Source organism: Cedecea neteri NBRC 105707 = ATCC 33855 (assembly GCF_001571265.1).
GTDB classification, from domain to species: Bacteria; Pseudomonadota; Gammaproteobacteria; order Enterobacterales; family Enterobacteriaceae; genus Cedecea; species Cedecea neteri.
In genome coordinates this window covers 46,640-66,084 of the sequence record NZ_BCTL01000028.1, presented here as the reverse complement: position 1 = coordinate 66,084, position 19,445 = coordinate 46,640, and the positions used below count along the sequence as shown (strand labels likewise).

At 54.5% G+C, this 19,445-nt stretch carries 17 protein-coding genes and 1 pseudogene; 16 read left to right on the top strand and 2 right to left on the bottom strand.

All coding sequences use genetic code 11. The features are described from left to right. Window positions 1-132 precede the first annotated feature (132 nt). Window positions 133-381, bottom strand: a complete 249-nt coding sequence (locus tag CNE01S_RS12865) for a helix-turn-helix domain-containing protein (RefSeq protein ID WP_061276528.1) — start codon at window positions 379-381, stop codon at window positions 133-135. Window positions 382-572: 191 nt separating this feature from the next. Here CNE01S_RS12865 and CNE01S_RS12860 point away from each other — a divergent pair, with 191 nt between their 5' ends. The 16 genes and pseudogenes from CNE01S_RS12860 to cybB all read left to right on the top strand — a co-directional run bounded on the left by CNE01S_RS12860 (window position 573) and on the right by cybB (window position 18,416). Continuing rightward, complete coding sequence (locus CNE01S_RS12860) at window positions 573-1,139, top strand: helix-turn-helix domain-containing protein (RefSeq protein ID WP_245874440.1); 567 nt, start codon at window positions 573-575, stop codon at window positions 1,137-1,139. Window positions 1,140-1,492: 353 nt separating this feature from the next. Next, on the top strand, window positions 1,493-2,383 hold the full coding sequence (locus CNE01S_RS12855) for a DUF4123 domain-containing protein (RefSeq protein ID WP_061276526.1): 891 nt from the start codon (window positions 1,493-1,495) through the stop codon (window positions 2,381-2,383). Between the two features lie 64 nt (window positions 2,384-2,447). Continuing rightward, window positions 2,448-3,623 (top strand): KPHS_23130 family T6SS system protein, encoded by a 1,176-nt coding sequence (locus tag CNE01S_RS12850; RefSeq protein WP_138089268.1) that lies wholly within the window; start codon window positions 2,448-2,450, stop codon window positions 3,621-3,623. A 143-nt stretch (window positions 3,624-3,766) separates the two neighbouring features. Continuing rightward, on the top strand, window positions 3,767-7,051 hold the full coding sequence (locus CNE01S_RS12845; protein WP_061276522.1) for an ImcF-related family protein: 3,285 nt from the start codon (window positions 3,767-3,769) through the stop codon (window positions 7,049-7,051). Then, entirely contained in the window at window positions 7,051-8,652 is a 1,602-nt protein-coding gene (tssA, locus tag CNE01S_RS12840) for a type VI secretion system protein TssA (RefSeq protein ID WP_061276520.1), read from the top strand. Before CNE01S_RS12845 ends, tssA begins: the two co-directional genes overlap by 1 nt. 42 nt (window positions 8,653-8,694) lie before the next feature. Further along, entirely contained in the window at window positions 8,695-10,449 is a 1,755-nt protein-coding gene (gene tssF, locus CNE01S_RS12835) for a type VI secretion system baseplate subunit TssF (RefSeq protein ID WP_061276518.1), read from the top strand. After that, window positions 10,413-11,498, top strand: coding sequence for a type VI secretion system baseplate subunit TssG (gene tssG, locus CNE01S_RS12830; RefSeq protein WP_061276517.1), 1,086 nt, complete (start codon window positions 10,413-10,415; stop codon window positions 11,496-11,498). The genes tssF and tssG overlap by 37 nt, the downstream gene beginning before the upstream one ends. Continuing rightward, complete coding sequence (gene tssJ / locus CNE01S_RS12825) at window positions 11,476-12,018, top strand: type VI secretion system lipoprotein TssJ (RefSeq protein ID WP_061276515.1); 543 nt, start codon at window positions 11,476-11,478, stop codon at window positions 12,016-12,018. Before tssG ends, tssJ begins: the two co-directional genes overlap by 23 nt. A 2-nt stretch (window positions 12,019-12,020) precedes the next feature. Further along, window positions 12,021-12,476, top strand: coding sequence for a type VI secretion system baseplate subunit TssE (gene tssE, locus CNE01S_RS12820; protein WP_061276513.1), 456 nt, complete (start codon window positions 12,021-12,023; stop codon window positions 12,474-12,476). 44 nt (window positions 12,477-12,520) lie between these two features. Continuing rightward, window positions 12,521-13,759 (top strand): VasL domain-containing protein, encoded by a 1,239-nt coding sequence (locus CNE01S_RS12815; RefSeq protein ID WP_096754095.1) that lies wholly within the window; start codon window positions 12,521-12,523, stop codon window positions 13,757-13,759. 139 nt (window positions 13,760-13,898) lie between these two features. After that, window positions 13,899-15,593, top strand: coding sequence for a methyl-accepting chemotaxis protein (locus CNE01S_RS12810; RefSeq protein WP_061276509.1), 1,695 nt, complete (start codon window positions 13,899-13,901; stop codon window positions 15,591-15,593). Between the two features lie 134 nt (window positions 15,594-15,727). Continuing rightward, complete coding sequence (locus CNE01S_RS12805; protein ID WP_169799410.1) at window positions 15,728-16,006, top strand: VF530 family protein; 279 nt, start codon at window positions 15,728-15,730, stop codon at window positions 16,004-16,006. A 2-nt stretch (window positions 16,007-16,008) separates the two neighbouring features. Further along, window positions 16,009-16,407: pseudogene (gene fos, locus CNE01S_RS25485) on the top strand (fosfomycin resistance glutathione transferase); the annotation flags it as partial. Further along, on the top strand, window positions 16,399-16,854 hold the full coding sequence (locus CNE01S_RS25480; RefSeq protein WP_174522181.1) for a GNAT family N-acetyltransferase: 456 nt from the start codon (window positions 16,399-16,401) through the stop codon (window positions 16,852-16,854). The pseudogene fos and the gene CNE01S_RS25480, both read left to right, overlap by 9 nt. Window positions 16,855-16,940: 86 nt before the next feature. Next, on the top strand, window positions 16,941-17,735 hold the full coding sequence (locus CNE01S_RS12795; protein ID WP_061276505.1) for a YdcF family protein: 795 nt from the start codon (window positions 16,941-16,943) through the stop codon (window positions 17,733-17,735). A gap of 144 nt (window positions 17,736-17,879) precedes the next feature. Further along, window positions 17,880-18,416 carry a cytochrome b561 gene (gene cybB, locus CNE01S_RS12790; protein WP_061276502.1) on the top strand — a complete coding sequence of 179 codons (537 nt, stop codon included), beginning with the start codon at window positions 17,880-17,882 and terminating at the stop codon, window positions 18,414-18,416. 10 nt (window positions 18,417-18,426) lie between these two features. On the opposite strand, the gene CNE01S_RS12785 is transcribed toward cybB, so the two are convergent. Continuing rightward, window positions 18,427-19,323 (bottom strand): AraC family transcriptional regulator, encoded by an 897-nt coding sequence (locus tag CNE01S_RS12785; protein ID WP_061276500.1) that lies wholly within the window; start codon window positions 19,321-19,323, stop codon window positions 18,427-18,429. Window positions 19,324-19,445: the final 122 nt, after the last annotated feature.

Sequence of the window (19,445 nt, the reverse complement as noted above, 5' to 3'; positions counted from 1 at the left end):
CCTTTGAGCCTTCGCGCTTGCGAACCAGCACAGGCGAATCACCAGAAGCACGTTCGAGCGCTTCTCTGATCCCTTTAGTTGTCGCGGGGAGACCGGGCAACCCAAGTAAATCTTTGACGACAACAAACATAATCATGACGCCTTCTGTATGAAGCTTTCAGACTGATACCGGCTTGGCCAGATATCTTCCGGGAGAACTCCCAACGCATCAGCGACGATCTGCTGATAGGGACGGCATGGCGAACGCAGAACGGACTTAAGAGAGCCTGAGGCGTAACCGTTGCGACGGCCCAGCTCACTTAACGACAGACCGCGCTTGTGAAGCTTCGATTTGATGTCTTCCGGGTGCCAATCTGCACGCAGATCTTCTTTTCGGTTCATCGTTCATCTATCCTAAAGAATTACCCAATGGGATAACCGGTTGGTTATTCCTATGGGTAAAGATTAGACCCACAAAAGAACCAAATCAAGGTGTTTTTGGCTCTTTTGGTGTCTTTCTAATATTGTGCTTTATTATCAATTGGATATGCACAAAAGAACCTGTAATTTCAAAAGAACCAAGAGGTGTTTTTGTGGAGCATTCAAAAGAACCTGTGATCGAGAGAATTTTTAAACTTATCGAACGCTATCCATCAAGGAGTGCAGCAGCCAGAGCATGGAACATAAACGTTAATACCCTGAAGAACTACTATCGTAGACAGGACATTGCTCCCACCCCTAGGCATAGCCAGTTGTTAAAGATCGCAGAAGTTGAGGGTGTATCGCTGGATTGGCTGTTGCACGGAACTGGAGCGGGACCTGAGCCTGAAAAAAAGAGCCAAGAAAGAACCATCCCCAACAATGTTGATAAAACTTTGATGGAGATGCTTTCGTTCCTTAGCGAAGAGGAAAAGCGTGGGCTTGTTGAAGTTGTAGCAAGGAAAGGGGTTGAAATAGTTCTCTATTTACTTGATGAAGATAATATCGACTTGCTGCGTATGGACCCTATTGTGAAGGAAAAAATCCTTGGGAGGCAACCAGACCCTGTCCAAGAGGCTGCTCTGAACGTCCAAGAAAAAAGAGAGCGTGACACCGATGGCGAATTACAAACGGCCGAACACGATCTAGCCAATATTACAAAAAAAAAGCAGGCTAGATGAAATTAATTCTGGCAGGAGTCCTGTCAGGTTTTCCTTGGCCATTGACCAACAAATAAGCAACGGGAAGTTTTGCACTCTCGCTATTTAAATTGAATTTAAATGGTATTAATTTCAGATTAGTCGAGTGCAAAATTGAATACAAAAAAGTCGAAATAAAGTCATTTTCTTCCGAGCAGTGCAAAACCCTTAAATCTCTTTCTATGCCACGCCACTCAAGGCTTTCGCCTTATTTCCAGACACGCTCGATCAGTGCAAAAATGATTTCCCCCCCACAGTTATGTGAACGCAATAACTCCAAGGAAAATTTAACTTATTATAATTAATCGTTTTTTATAATTTTAGCGAGGATGGTTATGAATTATATAAGTGATTTATCCACCATTAAAAAAAACCTTATAAGTACTGTTTTTGGTAATGATAAAAAAACATTTTTACTCGTAGATGCAACATTAGAAACGTATGGCTCAGAACCTGATTTATTTGAAGCATTGAGTGCACACAAGAATTGTCAGATTGTTTTTTCAGATCCTAGATTGGATGGGGTTTTACCATTATATTTAGTGCCACTGGATAGCAGCAATGAGAATAGCCAATCATTATTTGAAATAAGTGTGCGTTCTGCTTTAGCATCGTTAGAGTCAGAAAAGCTTAAGCAAGGAAAAGGGCGTTGTGTTTGCGCGTGGTTATCAACTCAATTAAATGTAGAGCAACTTTCCAAGTTTATTGCTAATACTGCTATGCAGAATATACAAAATGTAGGTGATATTCTTTTGCGATTTTATGACCCATCTGTGCTTAGTGTACTCTTGGGTATACTTGATCCATGGCAATGTCGGTGCCTTTTAGATAATGTTGACGTGTGGTGCTATATTGATGGCGATGGAATGCTCCGTTCGATAAATGGTAATGGAAGGATAAGAAAGTTAAATTATTCATTAGGATTGTCCGAATCCAGTTTTCTCGATATTAAGAATGTCGAAATAATCAATAAAATATTATTGGCTTATCGGGATGGAGAGCGAAATGACATTACTCATGAAGCACAGGCAATAAATACTTTACTTCCTGCACTTCGTTTTTTTTCTGAACACTTTGAAATTGAAGGTGATGATGTTGTTCAATTTGGCATTGATACCTTAACTTCACAAGCACAGTTTTACTTATCCTCAGATTTTACGAAATACTTTAGTGGTGGCAGTGGGAAGTTAAAATATAAGGATGTAAAAAATGTTAACATTAGTTGATGGGCAAATGTGCAATACAATCAACCACCATAATGATAATTGTTACCGTCCACTGGAGTAATTCATGAGTTGGCCTGTTCGTATAATATCATCACCCGAACCTGTACCGAATATGAGATGGAAAAGGTGGATGTGGGGAGTGGGAGTTCTCTTATTTTGTATAATGTTTGGATATGGGGTGGTAGAAACATTAGATGGATTGCCGTCAAGTGATTTTATCGAGTTACTGTTGCCTTTGAGTACTGTCTTTATTTCCGGGTATTTGTTTTTTTTTGCATTTCATATTTATTATTATGGTGTTTGTTTGTCTGCCCATGATAGATATCTACATGATGCACAGGTTCTTCAGAATCAGTGGACTGAGTGGGCAAATAGATCTTTGTATGTAAGTGCCAGCCATTTTTTGCTCCCTGAGAAAATTGTTGTGCGAGATATCATTATGGGGAAGTCGACTAATGTTGTAAAAGGACAGGCATTGAGGCTAGATGTCGATGGAGCGTACACAGAAGAAGAGTTATTCAATGAGTTACTGTCTTCTATTAGAATTAAAATAAAGAAAATATCATCGGAACATGTTTTTGATGTCATATTTACTCATGAGAAAAATCATACTTCTTTTTCAGTATTTCGAGAGAGTTGGTGTGCTGCTGGCCTTGATGACAAAATTATTCAGAATTGTTATTTTTTTAAATGCTCCCATGAGCAGGTTTACGAACATGTTTTGAACTCGGAAGACAATCGCGTTTTTATCGTTATATCCATTAACATTGATAGTCAGAAACGGATAGGCGCTGGCACTACGGAATTCGCATCAATTATATTGATGTCAAAAAAATATAGCGCTCTTGACAATAAAGATTGTGGTGTGATGTTACGCCCGATGGAGTGTGACAAACATGAAGTAGAAAATAAATTTGCGCACATGCAAGCTTATCAGTCAGAAGTTCTGAATGCGGCCAGAGTGCTCTTCAGTAACCTTGAGCAGACGGAAATCATTAACGTTAGTACTGTATTGCGTAATAGCATATCTGTCAGAATGAGTGACTGGGAGTTTGAATCTCATGATTTGAATATGATTGTTGGCAATCTTTCTGGTGAGCATTTTTGGCTTGCTTTATCCCTCTCGCTATATTTTTCTGAGATAAAAAAAGAATCATCCTTCATAATTAATGGGGTGGGTGAACGGGTTGTTTTTAATTTAATAAAGCCATTCGACGATCTGAAGGAGAGTGTGAATTGAAAAGCTCAGTAAAATGGAGATTGATTGGTTTGATCTCCTGCCTGTTGATTGTTGGTATAATAACTGGCCTTGGGTGTTATTTTTTTGGTGATTTTCTAGGCTCGGTAGCAGTTAAAGAAAAAATAAATCTTTGGCTGTTGTGCATGTTGCTGTTTAGCCTTTTTTTGGTTTTATTGAATTTTGGGGTCTGGAATCATCAAAAGGGATTGCGATTTACAGATTCTGTAGGTGGTGGGAAAAATAATGCTCGTTTCTTTGCAGACCGTAAGCAAAAGGTGAACACTCTAACCCCCTTAAAGTCCCATCTCCGAACCCGCTACACCTTCCTCTGGCACCGCAAAGTCCGCCTGCTGCTCATCACCGGCGACGAAGCCGCGATTGAACAACTGGTTCCTGGCCTGCAAAAAAATCAGTGGCTCGAAGGTAACCGCACCGTACTGATTTACGGCGGCAGTCTGGCTGCTGAGCCCGATAAGGAAAAATATACCGCGCTGCGCAAACTGCGCCGTGGCCGCCCGCTGGACGGCATCATTCGCGTGCTACCACATTCGTCAGAACTCACGCCGCAGATAAGTGATAAAGACCTGCGCGGTCTGGAAAAAATTAGTGAACTGCTGCGCTATTCCGCGCCGGTCTGGCTATGGCAGCTGTGCGACAGCGACTGGTCGCAGGCGAAGCGCACGGAGCAGGCAGTGGGAGCTAATTTCCCGCTCCGCGCAAATCCGGATGATGTCGTTCGTCAGATGGAAAACCTGTTGCCACGCCTGACGACGCAGGGCGTTAGCCAGGTCATCGAAAACAACAGCCACGATTTTCTGCTGCGGCTGAGCCAGCATCTGAAAGAGGGCGGCATCAGCCGCTGGGTTGAGCTACTGACGCCGTGGCTGTATGCCTCGCAATCACGTATCCCCCTGCGGGGCGTGATGTTCAGCCTCCCGCCAGACGAATCAGCAGAAAACGCCGCAGCGGCGACGCATGCTGGTGCGGAGAAGTTCATTCCGGAATCACAGCGCCATGCCCTGACGCTGCCTGCCATCTGGCAGGGCATTACGGCGGACTGTACCCGCGTCCGGGGCCGTCGGGTGGGTATGGCCTGGGAGCAAACGCTGGCATTGGGCATCATGGCCGTGGTGGGATTTTGGGCTGCCGGGATGCTGATTTCCTTTGCGCTGAACTACGGGCAGATTTCTTCTGTCGCCGGAAAATCACACGATCTTGTTAAAGATCCTACCATCTCTGACCGGCAGCTCACCGCCCTGCACGATCTGCGTAACGACGCCGGTCGCCTGCAGCATCATGTCCAGGACGGTTCGCCGTGGTACCAGCGCTTTGGGCTTGACCACGGGCAGCAGCTACTGAATGCGATGTTACCGTGGTATGGGGTGGCGAATAACCGCCTGATTCGTGACCCAGCCAACGCGGCCCTGATGCAAAAACTCGCCGCGCTGGCTAACTCGGCACCCAACAGCGATAAACGTGCACAGCTGGCGAAACCCGGTTATGACCAGCTGAAAGCCTGGCTGATGATGTCGCGCCCCGACAAAACCGATGGCGCGTTTTACTCGCAGACCATGAAGAACGTACAACCCACGCGCGCAGGGATTTCTCCGGGACTGTGGCAGAGCCTGTCGCCCGATCTGTGGGCGTTCTATATCACCGAGCTACCGAACCAGCCCCAGTGGAAAATCAAGCCAGACGCGCAGCTCGTCAGCCAGAGCCGACAGGTGCTGCTGCAGCAGATTGGCCGCCGCAACGCGGAAAGCACGCTGTATGAAAACATGCTCAAATCCGTGCGCCGTAACTTTGCGGATGTCTCCCTGGAAGACATGACCAGCGGCACCGATGCCCGCCGCCTGTTTAGCACGGATGAAGTGGTGCCGGGGATGTTCACCCGCCAGGCGTGGGAGGGCGGCATTCAACAGGCGATTGAGAAGGCAGCTAACTCTCGCCGGGAAGAGATTGACTGGGTGCTGAGCGACAGCCAACAAAGCGTGTCTGGCGAGATCTCTCCAGAGGCGCTTAAGGCGCGTCTGACCGAGCGTTACTTCACCGATTTTGCCGGCAGTTGGCTGAACTTTCTCAACAGTTTGCGGCTTAATCCGGCCAGTAACATTGCCGATGTGACCGACCAACTGACGCTAATGAGCGATGTGCGCCAGTCCCCGCTGATTGCCCTGATGAACACGCTGGCCTGGCAGGGCGAGACCGGCCAGAAAGCCGAAAAGTTTTCTGAGTCGATCATCAAATCCGCTAAAGAGCTGGTCAGCAACAAGGACAAACCGGTGATTGACCAGACGGTAGCAGGCCCTCAGGGGCCTCTCGATGACACCTTTGGGCCGTTATTGACGATGATGGGGAAAAACAAAGCCAGCAACGTGATGTCTGCAGACAGTTCGCTGAGCCTGCAAACGTACCTGACCCGCATCACTCGCGTGCGGCTGCGCTTGCAGCAGGTAGCCAGCGCGTCTGACCCGCAGGAGATGATGCAAACCCTGGCGCAGACCGTCTTCCAGGGCAAAAGCATCGATCTGACGGACACCCAGCAGTACGGCGGCCTGGTGGCGGCAAGCCTTGGGGAAGAGTGGAGCAGCTTCGGTCACACGATGTTTGTGCAGCCGCTGACGCAGGCCTGGGAAACCGTGCTCCAGCCGTCGGCCGCGAGCCTCAATGACAAGTGGCGCCGTTCGGTGGCCGCCAACTGGCACACGGCGTTCAACGGGCGCTATCCGTTTGTCGCCAGCAAAAGTGAAGCTTCTTTGCCGATGCTGGCTGAATTTGTGCGTAAGGACAGCGGGCGCATCGAACGCTTCCTAACTACTGAGCTGAACGGCGTGCTGCATAAAGAAGGCAGCCAGTGGGTGCCGGACAAGATGCACGGCCAGGGGCTGACCTTTAATCCGGACTTTCTCCAGGCGGTTAACCAGCTGAGCCAGCTGTCGGACATTCTGTTTACCGACGGCGGCCAGGGCATCAGCTTTGAACTGCAGGCCCGACCTGTCCCGCAGGTGGTGGAAACGCAACTCACTATTGACGGGCAGAAGTTGCATTACTTTAACCAGATGGCCGACTGGCAGGCCTTCCGCTGGCCGGGAGAAACGTATAAACCGGGCACCCAACTGACGTGGACCTCAACCAGCGCCGGGGCACGGCTGTTTGGCGATTACAGCGGGACCTGGGGGTTTATCCGCTGGCTGGAAGAGGGTAAACGACAACAGCTTGACCGCAGCGAGTGGATGATGAGCTTTAACGCCCCGGACGGGCGAACGCTGCAATGGGTGCTGCGCTCGCAGCTGGGTAAGGGGCCGCTGGCGCTGCTGGCGCTGCGAGGTTTCACGCTGCCGGATCGGATCTTTAGCGTCGACAGCGTGGCCATGGCTCAGGCCCTGACGCCCGGAGCAGGGGATGATGACATGGATGGAACGGAATAATGAGCTCACTACAGAATCTCGTCTCTGCCTACCTGGCGGATGAAACTTTACTGCGTCAGCAGACGCAAACCCGCACTGACAACTGGAGCCAGTGGCTTACCCCAATAAGTGATGCTTGCCCCACGGGAGACGATCCCGGTTATGACGATGATTTTCAGCGTGTCCGGGAAGAAGTTAACCAGCTTTCAGGCATCGATACCGGCCTGATTTGCCAGCTCGCGGAAAAACTACTGACCACCACCGCCAAAGATATCCGGGTTGCCACCTACTATTGCTGGGCGCGTTTGCATCAGGACGGAGAAGCAGGCTTCGCCGAAGGGCTTGAACTGCTGGCAGGCATGATGCAACGCTTCGGCACTCAGCTTCACCCGCAGCGAGATCGTAGCCGAAAGGCTTCGCTGGAATGGCTGGCTGGTTCCCGAGTCCTTGCCAGCCTGTCGCTTTATCCTGAAGTGACGCGCGACGATGCACAACGCACCGTTGGAGCATTGCTCCTCATTCGTGACGGTCTGGAAGCAGAGCCGGAGGCGTCATGGCCGGATCTGAACGCCCTTTATAGCGCGCTGGAGTCTCGTCTGGTGAAGGCCGGCGGCGTGGATGCCGTGGTACCACAAAATGCCAGTGACGCAACGCAACCTTCTCATCTCTCAGGATCGACTGACAGCCAGGCGCCGATGCTGACCCGCATCACCTCGGGCCAGGATTTGCTGGCTCAGGCGCGAACTCTGACTAGCTACCTTCGCGAACAGCCTGATGGCTGGCTGGCGGCACATCGGCTGATGAAGAGTTTGCGCCATGACACCCTGCGAGAGATCCCGGCCCCGGATGCAGAGGGGAAAACGCGTATCGAACCGCCGCGTGCCGATCAGCGGGCCATGCTAAAACGCCTGTATCTGCAGCAGAGCTGGTCAGAAATCCTTGAGCAGGCGGACAGCGCCTTTTCACGCGGTGCCAACCACCTGTGGTTTGACCTGCAATGGTACATCCACGAAGCGTTGATGAAGCTGGGGCAGGACGTGACCGCCGACGTCATCATTGCGGATTTGAAAGGGTTCCTCCGGCGTCTCACCGGGCTTGAAACGCTGGCGTTTAATGACGGCACGCCGTTTGCCGATGAGGTGACGCTCAACTGGATTAATACGCGGGTGCTGGACGACCTGTCCGGCTGGCACGACGAGTCAACCAGTACCGTTAGCATGGCTGAGAACGACATTCTGGCACTTGAACCGGAAGCGCTGGAGAAGGCTGACCACGAAGGCCTTGATGCAACATTCCAGTGGCTCCAGGCACGCCCGGGCATGGGCTCAGCTAAAGACAAATGGCTGCTGCGCCTGCTGATGGCCCGCGTGGCGGAGCAGAAGGGCAAGAATGAGCTGGCCCTGCATCTGCTGGGGGAACTGGACAGCCTCGCGCAGACCATCACCCTCACGCAGTGGACCCCGTCGTTGCTGTTTGAAGTCAAATCTCGGCGGCTCAGGCTGTTGCGTATGAAAGCCTCACGAAGCGAAATCGACAAATCACGACTTCAGCCGGAGATGGAGCAGCTTCTGGCCGGTCTGATTGCCATCGACCCGGCCAGCAGCGCGGTACTGTGCGGGTAGTGACCTTTCATTGCCCTCATTAAATAAAAAAATCAGGTATTTATGGACGATTTAACCCTGCGTTATTACGACGCTGAAATGCGCTACCTGCTGGAAGCCGGTGAAGAATTTGCCCGCGCTCATCCTGACCAGGCGGCAATGCTTAATCTCGATAAAGCGGGCGCGCGCGACCCGTATGTGGAACGCCTGTTTGAAGGCTTTGCCTTCATGATGGGGCGGCTGCGTGAAAAGCTTGATGACGACCTGCCGGAGCTGACCGAAGGGCTGGTCAGCCTGCTGTGGCCGCATTATCTGCGCACCATTCCGTCGATGTCTGTGGTGGAATTCGCGCCGGACTGGCTCGAAATGAAAGAGCCGATGCGCATCGTCAAAGGTTTCGAGGTTAACTCCCGGCCGATCGGCGAAAAAGGTACGCGCTGCCGGTACACCACCACCCGGGAAATCCACCTTCAGCCGCTGGCGCTGAAGCAGGTTCGGCTGGCAACCAACGCTGAGGGGCGCTCGGTGGTCACCCTGCGCTTTAGCTGCGGCAAACTGGCGGACTGGAGCCAGCTCGACCTCAGCGCTCTTGCGCTGTACTTCAATGCCGATGCGCCTCTGGCCTGCGCTATGCACGAAGCTTTTACCCAGAACGTGGCCCGCATGTGGCTGCGCATGCCCGGCGATGTGGACAGCAGACCGTTCGACGGGCATTTCACTGCCCAGGGCTTTGGCGATGACGACGCCCTGTGGCCGAAGAGTAACAGCAGTTTCAGCGGTTACCAGCTGCTGCTGGAGTACTTTACCTTCCGCGAGAAATTCATGTTTACCGGCCTGCGAGGGCTGGAAACCGTCGATTTTCCGGCGGCGCTGCCGTGGTTTGAAATCGACGTGGTACTGGCCGAGCGCTGGGAGCATGACTTCAGCTTTAACGAAAAACATCTGCGTCTGAACTGCGTGCCGGTGATTAACCTTTTCCCGCTGGAGTCCGACCCGCTGACCCTGGACTCCCTGCAAACGGAGTATATGCTGCGCCCGATGCGCGTCCAGGATGGCCACACCGAGATTTATGCCGTGGATTCGGTGATGTCATCGAATCAGCATGTTTATGTCCCGTTCTCCAGCTTCCGGCATAAAGGCGGCATGATGCGCCACGAAGCCCCGGAATATTACTACCATACCCGCGTGCGGCGTGGCCCGTCCGGGCTGCATAACACCTGGCTTATTCTGGGCGGTGAAGCCTTTGATAGCCACACCGTGCCGGAAGACGAAAGCCTTTCGCTGACGCTGACCGGCACTAACGGGCAGCTGCCGCGTCGGGCGCTGCAAAGCACCGTGCTGGATACGGCGGTGAAAACCCCCTCGACCAGCATGACGGTACGCAATCTCTGCGCCCCGACGCTGCCTTGTTACCCCCCGGCGCAGGATCGTTTTCACTGGCGCGTACTGAGCCACCTCGGCAGCGGGTTCCTGTCGATGATGGACAATGCCGACGTATTACGCGGTACCCTGGCGCTGTATGAATGGACCGACAGCGAAATGAACCGCCGTCGCCTGGAAGCCATCATTGACGTGAAGCACAGCGAAATCGAGCGCTTTGAGCAGGGGTTCCTGGTGCGCGGTGTGCAGATTGAAGTCACCCTCGACGGCAAAGGCTTCGCCGGGCGAGGCGATGTTTGCCTGTTTGGCGAGATGCTGAGCCGCTTTTTCGCGCTTTACACTGATATCTACCTGTTTAACCGTCTGATTATCATCCTGCAACCAACCGGAGAACGCCTGGAATGGGAAGAGAAGCACAGCCGCCGTATTCCCGGCTGACCCCCCGGCTGGAGGCCTGCCTCCAGCGGATTAACTTTTATCGTTTCTGCCAGCTGCTGGAAAAGCGTCACAAAGATAAACCGCCGCTGGGTTCGACCAGTCATCCGGCGGACGATCCCGTGCGTTTTGCGCCTCATCCGGGAATGGGGTTTCCGGCCAGCGAGCTGAAATCCGTTGAATACGACGCAGACGATGATGCCCAGCCCCCGCGCATCCGGACCACCTTTATGGGAATGTACGGGGTGGATTCCCCGCTGCCGACCGCATATCTCGACGACATCACCCAGCGCCGGGAAGGGCATGAGGCGCTGCAGGGCTTTCTGGATATTTTTAGCCATCGCATCCTGACCCAGTTTTACCGCATCTGGCGGAAGTACTCTTACCCGGCCACCTTTGAACCTGGCGGAACAGACGGTATCTCGCAGTCCTTGCTGGGCTTGGTCGGGCTGGGGATCCCCGGCACGGCAAACCATATCGCCACGCCGGTATCGCGCTTTCTGGCTCTGCTCGGCGTGTTACGTCAGCCGGGAAAAACCCAGGAAGGGATACAGGCGCTAGTGAGCCTGCTGGCCCCGGAGACCACCGTGCAGGTCAGCCCGTACTGCCTGCGGCCGGTGGAAATCAGCCAGCCGCTGGGGTTTCACGGCGATCAAGATTTTTTGCTGGATGGCAATATGCCGCTAGGGGATGAAGCGATGGAAGCCAACAGCCAGCTGCTGATCGCCCTGTTCACGGACAACGCGCAGGAGTCGCTGGGCTGGAAGCCGGACGGCCGGCTGTATCAGGATTTTCTGGTGATGCTGCGGGTTTATCTCGGCTGGCGCTTTAAAGCAAAAATCACTCTCACTACCGATACCCGGCTGCTGGCGGCTCCCCCGCTGGGCGAGGGACCTTTCTGGCTCGGTATGAACGGCGTGCTGGGTGCCGAAGAGGAAAGACTCCCCGACGATCTGCCCGAGCGTTTTACCACGGAACTGGGTTATTACCGCGGCCTTCAGCCCGCGAGAACACAACAAGGAAACCGACGTGTTACGTACAAGTTTAATTAAGACCCAACGCTGGCTGCTGCCCCTGCTAGCGTTAAGCCTGGCGGGCTGTGGCCTGACGCAAAGCGTCAGCGATGGCACGAAATCGGCCTTCACCTCTGTGTTCTATAAGAAGATTAAGGTGTTGCACCTGGACTTCACCGCGCGTGAAGAGCTGAACACAGACGCGCGCGAAAACCATTCATTTTCGGCGCCGGTGCTGCTGCGTATTTACCAGCTCAAAGACAATAAAACCTTCGACAAAATGGTCTACCAGCAACTGCTAAAGGACGGAGAAAGCCTGCTTGGCGCCGATCTGCTGGCCAGCCGTGATGTGGTACTCAAGCCGGGCGGGGACGTCAGTCTCGATATGCCGATGGAGGCTGATACCCGGTTTGTCGCCGTTGTTGGGCTGTTCCGCGACCCGGATAGCGAGAAGGAAACGTGGAAGCTAACCCTCGATCGTGAGGCGCTGGACCCGGATAAGCCCCGAGTGATTGAAGCCGGGAAGAATCGCCTGACGCTGATCCCTGTGAAGGAGTAACCATGCCACAGTCGCATCACACCCCTTCGCTGTATGACATGCTGCTCGGTAATTTCTCCGGGGAACTCGCGCTGCATCAGGTCAGCGAAGAAAATCAGGTCATTCTGTCGGTGCTGGATAACATGCAGCGTATTCTCAACTGCCGCGCCGGGACGCTGGCGCACCTGCCTGATTACGGCCTGCCGGAAATGACCAAAATCCTGCAGGGTATGCCGGGCACGGCCCATCAGTTGAAAAGCGCCTTGGGCAGCGTATTGCTGAAGTATGAGCCGCGTCTGAAGAGCATTAACGTGCTGTTGCTCGAACAAACGCAGCCAGGAGAATTGCGTTACGCGATTGACGCCGAGCTTAAAGGTCTTGGCCTGGTCCGATACGGCACCGAATTTATGCCCGAAGGCAGAGTCTTGTTGCGCCATTTAAAACAGCAGCAATATATGGACCGCAAAGTCAGCCTCTGAGCTGCGGCTTGTATTTTCAGAACACTCATCAGAAGAACAATCCCTTGAAAAATTCCCATCAAATTAAAACCGGCGGCGACCCGCGCACGTTGCCGGAATATGCTTCCCTGCGTGATGAGCTCGCTAAGCTGAACCATCCGGCGCGCCCGGATGTGAACTGGACGCTCGTAGAGCAGCTAAGCCTGTCGCTGTTTCGCCAGAATGGCGTGGAGCTTCAAACGCTTTGCTGGTATACGCTGGCCCGAACCCGACTTGCCGGCATGGCTGGCCTTAATGAAGGGCTGGCGATAATGGAGGTTCTGCTGAGCCGGCAGTGGGGCATTATGTGGCCGCAGCCGGTGCATGCCCGCATGGAAATTATGGTCGGGTTTAGCCACCGCCTGCAGTCAACGCTGCGCACGCTCACCCTTAATTACGCTGATTTACCGCTGGTCTATCAGGCAGAAGAGCATCTGAATGCGCTGCGCGATGTGCTGCAGCGGCTGGAGCTAAAAAATGCCAGCCAGGTGGGCGAGCTTTGTACCTTTATGCACAATGCGGCAATCCGGCTGGAGAATATGGACGCAGGCACCGGCTCCGGCGCTGCGGTTGTCGTGCCTTTATCTGCTCCGATCCTGGAAAATCAAATACCTTCCGGCAGCGAGCCGCTGATCTATGTCGCACGTGAGGACCCGGCAGCGCCTGGTGTTGTGAACTTTGCGCCTAAGCCTTCATCGGCGCCGCTCTGGCGGAGCTTTGCGGCTGGGATGTTGGTTATGCTGGCCGTGGGGAGCGCGGGATTTTGGGGCTGGCAAAACATTTACCCGCAGCCCACAAGTCCGCTGCCGGTGACGGCAAGCGAAGCCGCCCTCGTTGAGCTTGGCCGACTGCCGCCGTTGCTGCTGCAGGATTATGGCTATGAGCTGGCCGGGCGTGCCAGGCCGGAGCAGGTTGAAGGCCTGAAAGCGCAATGGGCACGTTACCTGAACGGCAACGCTTTGCCGCCGGAGCAGCTTTCAGGCTGGCATCAGGGCATGGCGGGCCTGAGCGAGCTGACCCGTCGGCTCAACGCGCTGGACGAACGTAAAGGCAAATACCTGACCGGCTCCGAGCTTAAATCTATGGTCTTTACCATCACCCAACATTTCTCGCGCAGCACGCCTCTGGAAGAGCGTCTGTATTCACTGAGCCAGTCCCCGACGGGCACGCCGCTACCCGACGCGCAACTGACGCAAACCGACATGCAAATCAGGCAGTTGCTGAACCGCTATGCGCTGATAAAGCAGCAGGTGGAGAAACGCTAAGCCAAACCTGTGATCCACTTAACCTTCCGCCACTTCTTTAGCGTCATTAACGCAAATCTGTGACGTGGCGCGTAATGTTTTTGCGCGCCGGGGCCGATGACTTCTGAAGGGAATTCCCCATACAAAGAGAGTCACGGACATGTCGATAAAAACTCTGACCCCACAAAACGGCGTGCGCTTCTGGCATCACATCAGGCTGGTGCCGCTGTTTTCCTCCATTCTCGGCGGCATTCTGCTGCTGTTCGCGCTCTGCATCGGTTTCGCCAGCTATTTTCTTATCCAGAGTGACCGTGCGCTTCAGGACGTCACGGAAGAAATTCAGGTACGTATGGGGCTGGCGGACAGCGCCAACCATTTGCGCACCGCACGTATCAACCTGATCAACGCGGGGGCGGCAAGCCGCGTGGCGGATATGGATCAGGTTAAACAGAACGTGGCCAATGCCGAAGGGCTCATCAAGCAGGCGCAGGATGGTTTCAACGCCTATATGGCCCGTAAGGTAAAAACGCCCGAAGACCAGGCGCTGGACAAAGGGCTGCAGGATGAGTTTGCTACCTATCTCGAAAAAGGCATGAAGCCGATGCTGAAGTTTGCCAAAAACGGCATGTTTGAGGCGATCATCACCCATGAAAGCGAGGTCGTGCGCAAGCTGGACAGCGACTACGGTGCCAACCTGCAAAAAGCGGTCAGCATTCGAACCGAACGGGCAAACGCGCTGAGGGAGCAGGCCGATAACCGCACAAGAACCAGCGTGGCGCTGATGGCCGGGGCCTTTGCGCTGGCGCTTTTCATGACGGTATTTACCTTCATCATGCTGCGCCGCGTGGTGATTGGCCCGCTGCAGCGCGCGGCGAAGCGCATCGAGCACATCTCCGAGGGGGATTTAACCCTGTCGGCGGAAGCGACCGGCAGCAGCGAAATTGGCAAGCTCAGCCAGCACCTGCAGCATATGCAGCAGCAACTGGTCAGCACCGTGAGCACCGTGCGTGAAGGGGCCGAGGCTATCTACCAGGGCTCGAGCGAAATTTCTGCCGGTAACACCGATCTCTCATCCCGTACTGAACAACAGGCAGCGGCCATCGAGCAAACCGCCGCCAGCATGGAGCAGCTTACCGCCACGGTGAAACAAAACGCCGACAACGCGCATCATGCAACAAAGCTTGCGGAAGATGCTTCGCAGAAGGCCAGCGACGGCGGGCGTATTGTCTCCGGCGTGGTCAGCACGATGGACAATATTTCCGCCAGCTCGAAGAAAATCTCTGAGATAACGGCGGTAATCAACAGCATTGCTTTCCAGACCAACATTCTGGCGCTGAACGCTGCCGTTGAGGCCGCCAGAGCCGGGGAGCAAGGCCGTGGATTTGCAGTTGTGGCAAGCGAGGTGCGCACGCTGGCGCAGCGAAGCGCCCAGGCGGCAAAAGAGATTGAAGGGCTTATCAGCGAGTCCGTGTCGCTGATTGATTCCGGCTCCCGCCAGGTGGCGCAGGCGGGCACCACGGTGACGGGGATTGTGGAAGCTGTTCGCCGTGTGACCGATATTATGCTGGAAATCGCCGCTGCGTCTGACGAGCAAAGCCGGGGCATTCAGCAGGTCGGGCAGGCTATTCACGAGATGGATAACGTTACCCAGCAGAATGCTTCGCTGGTGGAAGAGGCTTCAGCCGCCGCCGTTTCCCTGGAAGAACAGGCCGCACGGCTGACGGAGGCTGTAGGCACGTTCCGCCTGAAAGACGGTCCTTCCGCCGCACCGAAAAGCCGCTATGTCGTTCCTTCTCCTGCGTCCACATCAGCGCGGCCGGTTGCGGTTTCTGCCGATAACTGGGAAACCTTCTGATTTACCACTTCTGCGGCTCAGCGATGGGCCGCCTCTCACTTCTTTTCACTTCTTCGGGATCGCCGCCCGCACCTTGTTGCGCCTCGCTGGCAGAATCAGTAAGGTGTGCGCAAATTATCGAAATATCCGGAATAATCATGAGTTCAAAAGATCCGCTGCATGGCATTACGCTTGAGGCGCTGCTGACCGCGCTGGTTGCACGCTATGGCTGGGAAGAAATGGCGCGGCAGGTGAACATTAACTGCTTTAAAAGCGACCCCAGCGTTAAGTCCAGCCTGAAGTTTTTACGCCGCACGCCGTGGGCGCGTAAAGAAGTGGAAGAGATGTATATCGCCTCACTCGACGAGCCGAATGAAAATGATGTTCCGGCAGAAAGCCCGTGGGCAAACTGGCAGGCTAAGAATAAGGAATAACCATGCTAACCGGCCTGAATCACCTGACGCTTGCGGTGCGCGACCTGGCGCGGAGCCTTGCGTTTTACCAAAGCCTGCCGGGCGTCAGGCTGCATGCGAGCTGGGACGCCGGGGCGTATCTTTCCTGCGGTGATTTATGGCTTTGCCTTTCTCTGGATGCAAAGGCCGGTGAACGTCCGGTTCATTACACCCATTTTGCCTTCAGCTTAAGCGCCGAGGCATTTCCTCAGCTTGTTAAAACGTTGGAGCAGCGCGAGGTTCGGATCTGGAAAGACAACCGCAGCGAAGGGGATTCCTTCTATTTTCTTGACCCGGATAACCACCAGCTTGAGCTGCACGTGGGGGATTTAGCCAGCCGCCTGGCGGCCTGCAGGGACAAGCCATATTCTGGGATGACGTTCCAGGAGACGGGCATTACCGTGCGGCATGCCTCGCTGGAGGAGATCCTCGAACTTTATCACCGCCTGCCGGAGTTTGAAGATTGTAGAAGCGTGGCGGATCTTCAGGCCCGCCTGGCGACAAATCAAACCAGCCAGCTCATCGCCTGTGTGAACGGCGTGCCCGCCGGGTTCAAGCTTGGCTATGCGCTGAGCGAAACAGAGTTTTACAGCTGGCTGGGCGGCGTTTTACCCGAGTTCAGACGGGACGGCGCCGCTCAGGCTTTACTGGTTGAGCAGGAAAAATGGACGGTGGAACAGGGCTACCGCACGCTAACCGTGAAAACCCGCAACAAGTTCCGTGGCATGGTGATGATGCTGCTTAAAAACGGCTATCAGCTTATCGAGATGGAGCCGAAGGGCGACCCGGACGATTACCGTCTGCTGCTGCGCAAGCCGCTGGCAGCCTGAAACAGCCCTTTCAGTCGCATCTGATAGGCGTATAGCCTTGACCGGGTTAGGCTACACGCTGGTTTTTAACCGGGAGGATCCCGCTAATGATGACATCCGCAACCTTGAGCCAGCCGACAGTTCAGGCTGTTAACACGCTGGGCCAGTGGCTGGCGCAAAGCGATTTTACAGGTGCGCCGCAGGCACAGGATGCCGACCTGATTATCCTGGCCGGTAACGCCGTGATCCCAACTATTGACGCCGCCTGTGAGTTTGCCGCCAACAGCGAAAAACCGCTGTTGATCACCGGCGGAATAGGCCATTCCACGACGTATCTCTACGCAGAAATAGCCCGACATCCTCGCTATAACAGCATTCCCACAACCGGGCGTTCCGAAGCGGCAATCCTGAAAGATATTGCCCACCAGTTCTGGAAAGTCCCAAACGAAAAAATCATCCTCGAAGAGAAATCAACCAACTGCGGTGAAAATGCGCGCTTTAGCGTGGCTAAGATGGCCGAGTCTGGCCTGAGCCCAGCGCGTGTATTGATTGTTCAGGACCCGACCATGCAGCGCCGAACCGTCGCGACTTTTGCTCGCGTCTGGCAGGGCGACGCGCAGGCGCCGGAATTGCTGAGCTGGCCGGGCGTAGTGCCGGAGTTAATTGAAGGCGAGCAGGGCACCGTTTTTGCCGGAGAGGCAGAGGGCCTGTGGCCGCTCGAGCGTTATGTTTCGCTGGCGCTGGGCGAAATTCCTCGCCTGCGAGACGATGCAACCGGCTATGGTCCACAGGGGCGAGACTTCATCGTTCACGTTGATATTCCGCCGCAGGTGATGGCCGCCTGGCACGCTCTCCAGCAGGATATGGCGCTGAGCGCAATGATCCGCGAACGTGGGCTGTAAACCTCGGGCTTTGCCCTGAACAACGTTAAGGCTAAAAAATTACACGCTGAAACAAATTAACGTCCATAATACGTTGATGTTAATACTCTTTTAATGTTTCTTCGTTATCCTGGTATTTAACGTTTTTTCAGGGCAGGGTCTCTCATGCGCACTAAATACACCTCGTTACAGATTTCAATCCACTGGCTGGTTTTTCTGCTGGTCGTGGGGGCCTATTGCGCTATGGAACTGCGTGGCTTTGCGCCGCGCAGCTACCGGCCGCTCATTAACTCCATCCATTTCACCTGTGGCATTTCCGTCCTGGTACTGATGGTTGCCCGCCTGCTGATTCGCATCAAGTATCGCGCCCCGGCCATTGTGCCCAGGCCGCATCCGGCGGTGACCGGCATCTCTCATCTGGTCCACACGATTGTCTATCTGATGTTTATTGCGCTGCCGGTGCTGGGCTTCCTGGCGATGTACTATCGCGGCAGTGACTGGGTGGCCTTTGGGCTGCAAATGCCGGTGGCGGCGGTGCCGGATGAAGACCTGGAATTCAGCATCAAATCCTGGCATGAGCTGCTCGCCAACACCGGCTATTTCGTTATCGGTCTTCACGCTTTTGGTGCGCTGTTTCACCATTACGTCTGGAAAGACAATACGCTGCTGCGAATGATGCCCGGCAAGCGCCAGCAGCCCTGATCGCCTGCCGCTATCCCTTTGAATACTGCCGGGGTGAGCAGCCCATCACCCGCTTGAAAGCCTTACCAAACGCGCTTTCCGATTCATACCCCAATGTCACCGCAATACGCGCCAGAGAATCACCGGACTGGCGCAGCCTGTCGCAGGCCAGCATCATCCGCCAGCGCGTCAGGTAATCTATGGCCGAAGCGCCCGTCACCGCTTTGAACCGGGCGGCAAACGCCGACCGCGACATTCCTACGCGTTCCGCCAGTTTTTCCAGCGTCCAGTTGAAAGCGGGCTCTTTATGCATACAGGTCAAGGCCAGACTGAGCTGTTTATCCGCCAGGGCATACAGCCAGCCAACGGCGGGTTGCTGAACTAAGTGCAGCCTCAAAGCCTGAATGAGCATCATCCACGCCAGTTGCTGGATAATCAGCGCACCGCCGGGGCGAGGGTGGCGGACTTCATCGGTCATTTGATCCAGCGCCCAGCGCATTGCGGCCTTACTTTCAGGCTGCTGAATGCACACCACCGCTGGCAAAGCGCTCAGCAGCAGGTCGGCCGCTTCCCCACTGAGCACAAAATGGCCGCCGACCAGAAAACAGCTTTCCTGCTGGCCGGGGACAACGTCAGGCCCCAGCTTGCCCGACTCGCGCAGGGTATAGAAGTCCACCGGCGTGGCGTCTGGCTCTGTCGCCAGGCAAAACGGTGGCCCAGGGGGCAGAAGATAACAGTCGCCGGCCTGCAACAGCAGCGGCTCGTTCATCCCCTCAACGGAGAGCCAGCAGCGCCCGGACACCACGGCATAGCACTTGATGCCGGCATGTGCCGGCCACTGGATGGCCATCTCCTCGTGCAGGGCAACGCCGCCCGAGGCATAGCTCTGGGGTTTAAGCAGGGAAAGCAGCTCTGAAAGCGGATCCATATCAACTCCGGACGATTGGACTAAAAATGGCGACTTTTGAACATTGTTCGTCTTCTTCCCTCTGTTTACAGTAAATCCCGTCGGACGGCAACTCAGTCCTTGGTTACGGTTTGAGATAATGA

Excerpts from the sequence above, each read along its gene's own strand:
- CNE01S_RS12795 (WP_061276505.1), top strand. The coding sequence starts at position 16,941 with ATGATGACATCCGCAACCTTGAGCCAGCCGACAGTTCAGGCTGTTAAC.
- cybB (WP_061276502.1), top strand. The coding sequence starts at position 17,880 with ATGCGCACTAAATACACCTCGTTACAGATTTCAATCCACTGGCTGGTT.
- CNE01S_RS12785 (WP_061276500.1), bottom strand. The coding sequence starts at position 19,323 with ATGGATCCGCTTTCAGAGCTGCTTTCCCTGCTTAAACCCCAGAGCTAT.
- tssG (WP_061276517.1), top strand. The coding sequence starts at position 10,413 with ATGGGAAGAGAAGCACAGCCGCCGTATTCCCGGCTGACCCCCCGGCTG.
- tssE (WP_061276513.1), top strand. The coding sequence starts at position 12,021 with ATGCCACAGTCGCATCACACCCCTTCGCTGTATGACATGCTGCTCGGT.
- tssF (WP_061276518.1), top strand. The coding sequence starts at position 8,695 with ATGGACGATTTAACCCTGCGTTATTACGACGCTGAAATGCGCTACCTG.
- CNE01S_RS12855 (WP_061276526.1), top strand. The coding sequence starts at position 1,493 with ATGAATTATATAAGTGATTTATCCACCATTAAAAAAAACCTTATAAGT.
- CNE01S_RS25480 (WP_174522181.1), top strand. The coding sequence starts at position 16,399 with ATGACGTTCCAGGAGACGGGCATTACCGTGCGGCATGCCTCGCTGGAG.
- tssA (WP_061276520.1), top strand. The coding sequence starts at position 7,051 with ATGAGCTCACTACAGAATCTCGTCTCTGCCTACCTGGCGGATGAAACT.
- CNE01S_RS12850 (WP_138089268.1), top strand. The coding sequence starts at position 2,448 with ATGAGTTGGCCTGTTCGTATAATATCATCACCCGAACCTGTACCGAAT.
- CNE01S_RS12845 (WP_061276522.1), top strand. The coding sequence starts at position 3,767 with ATGTTGCTGTTTAGCCTTTTTTTGGTTTTATTGAATTTTGGGGTCTGG.
- CNE01S_RS12810 (WP_061276509.1), top strand. The coding sequence starts at position 13,899 with ATGTCGATAAAAACTCTGACCCCACAAAACGGCGTGCGCTTCTGGCAT.
- CNE01S_RS12865 (WP_061276528.1), bottom strand. The coding sequence starts at position 381 with ATGAACCGAAAAGAAGATCTGCGTGCAGATTGGCACCCGGAAGACATC.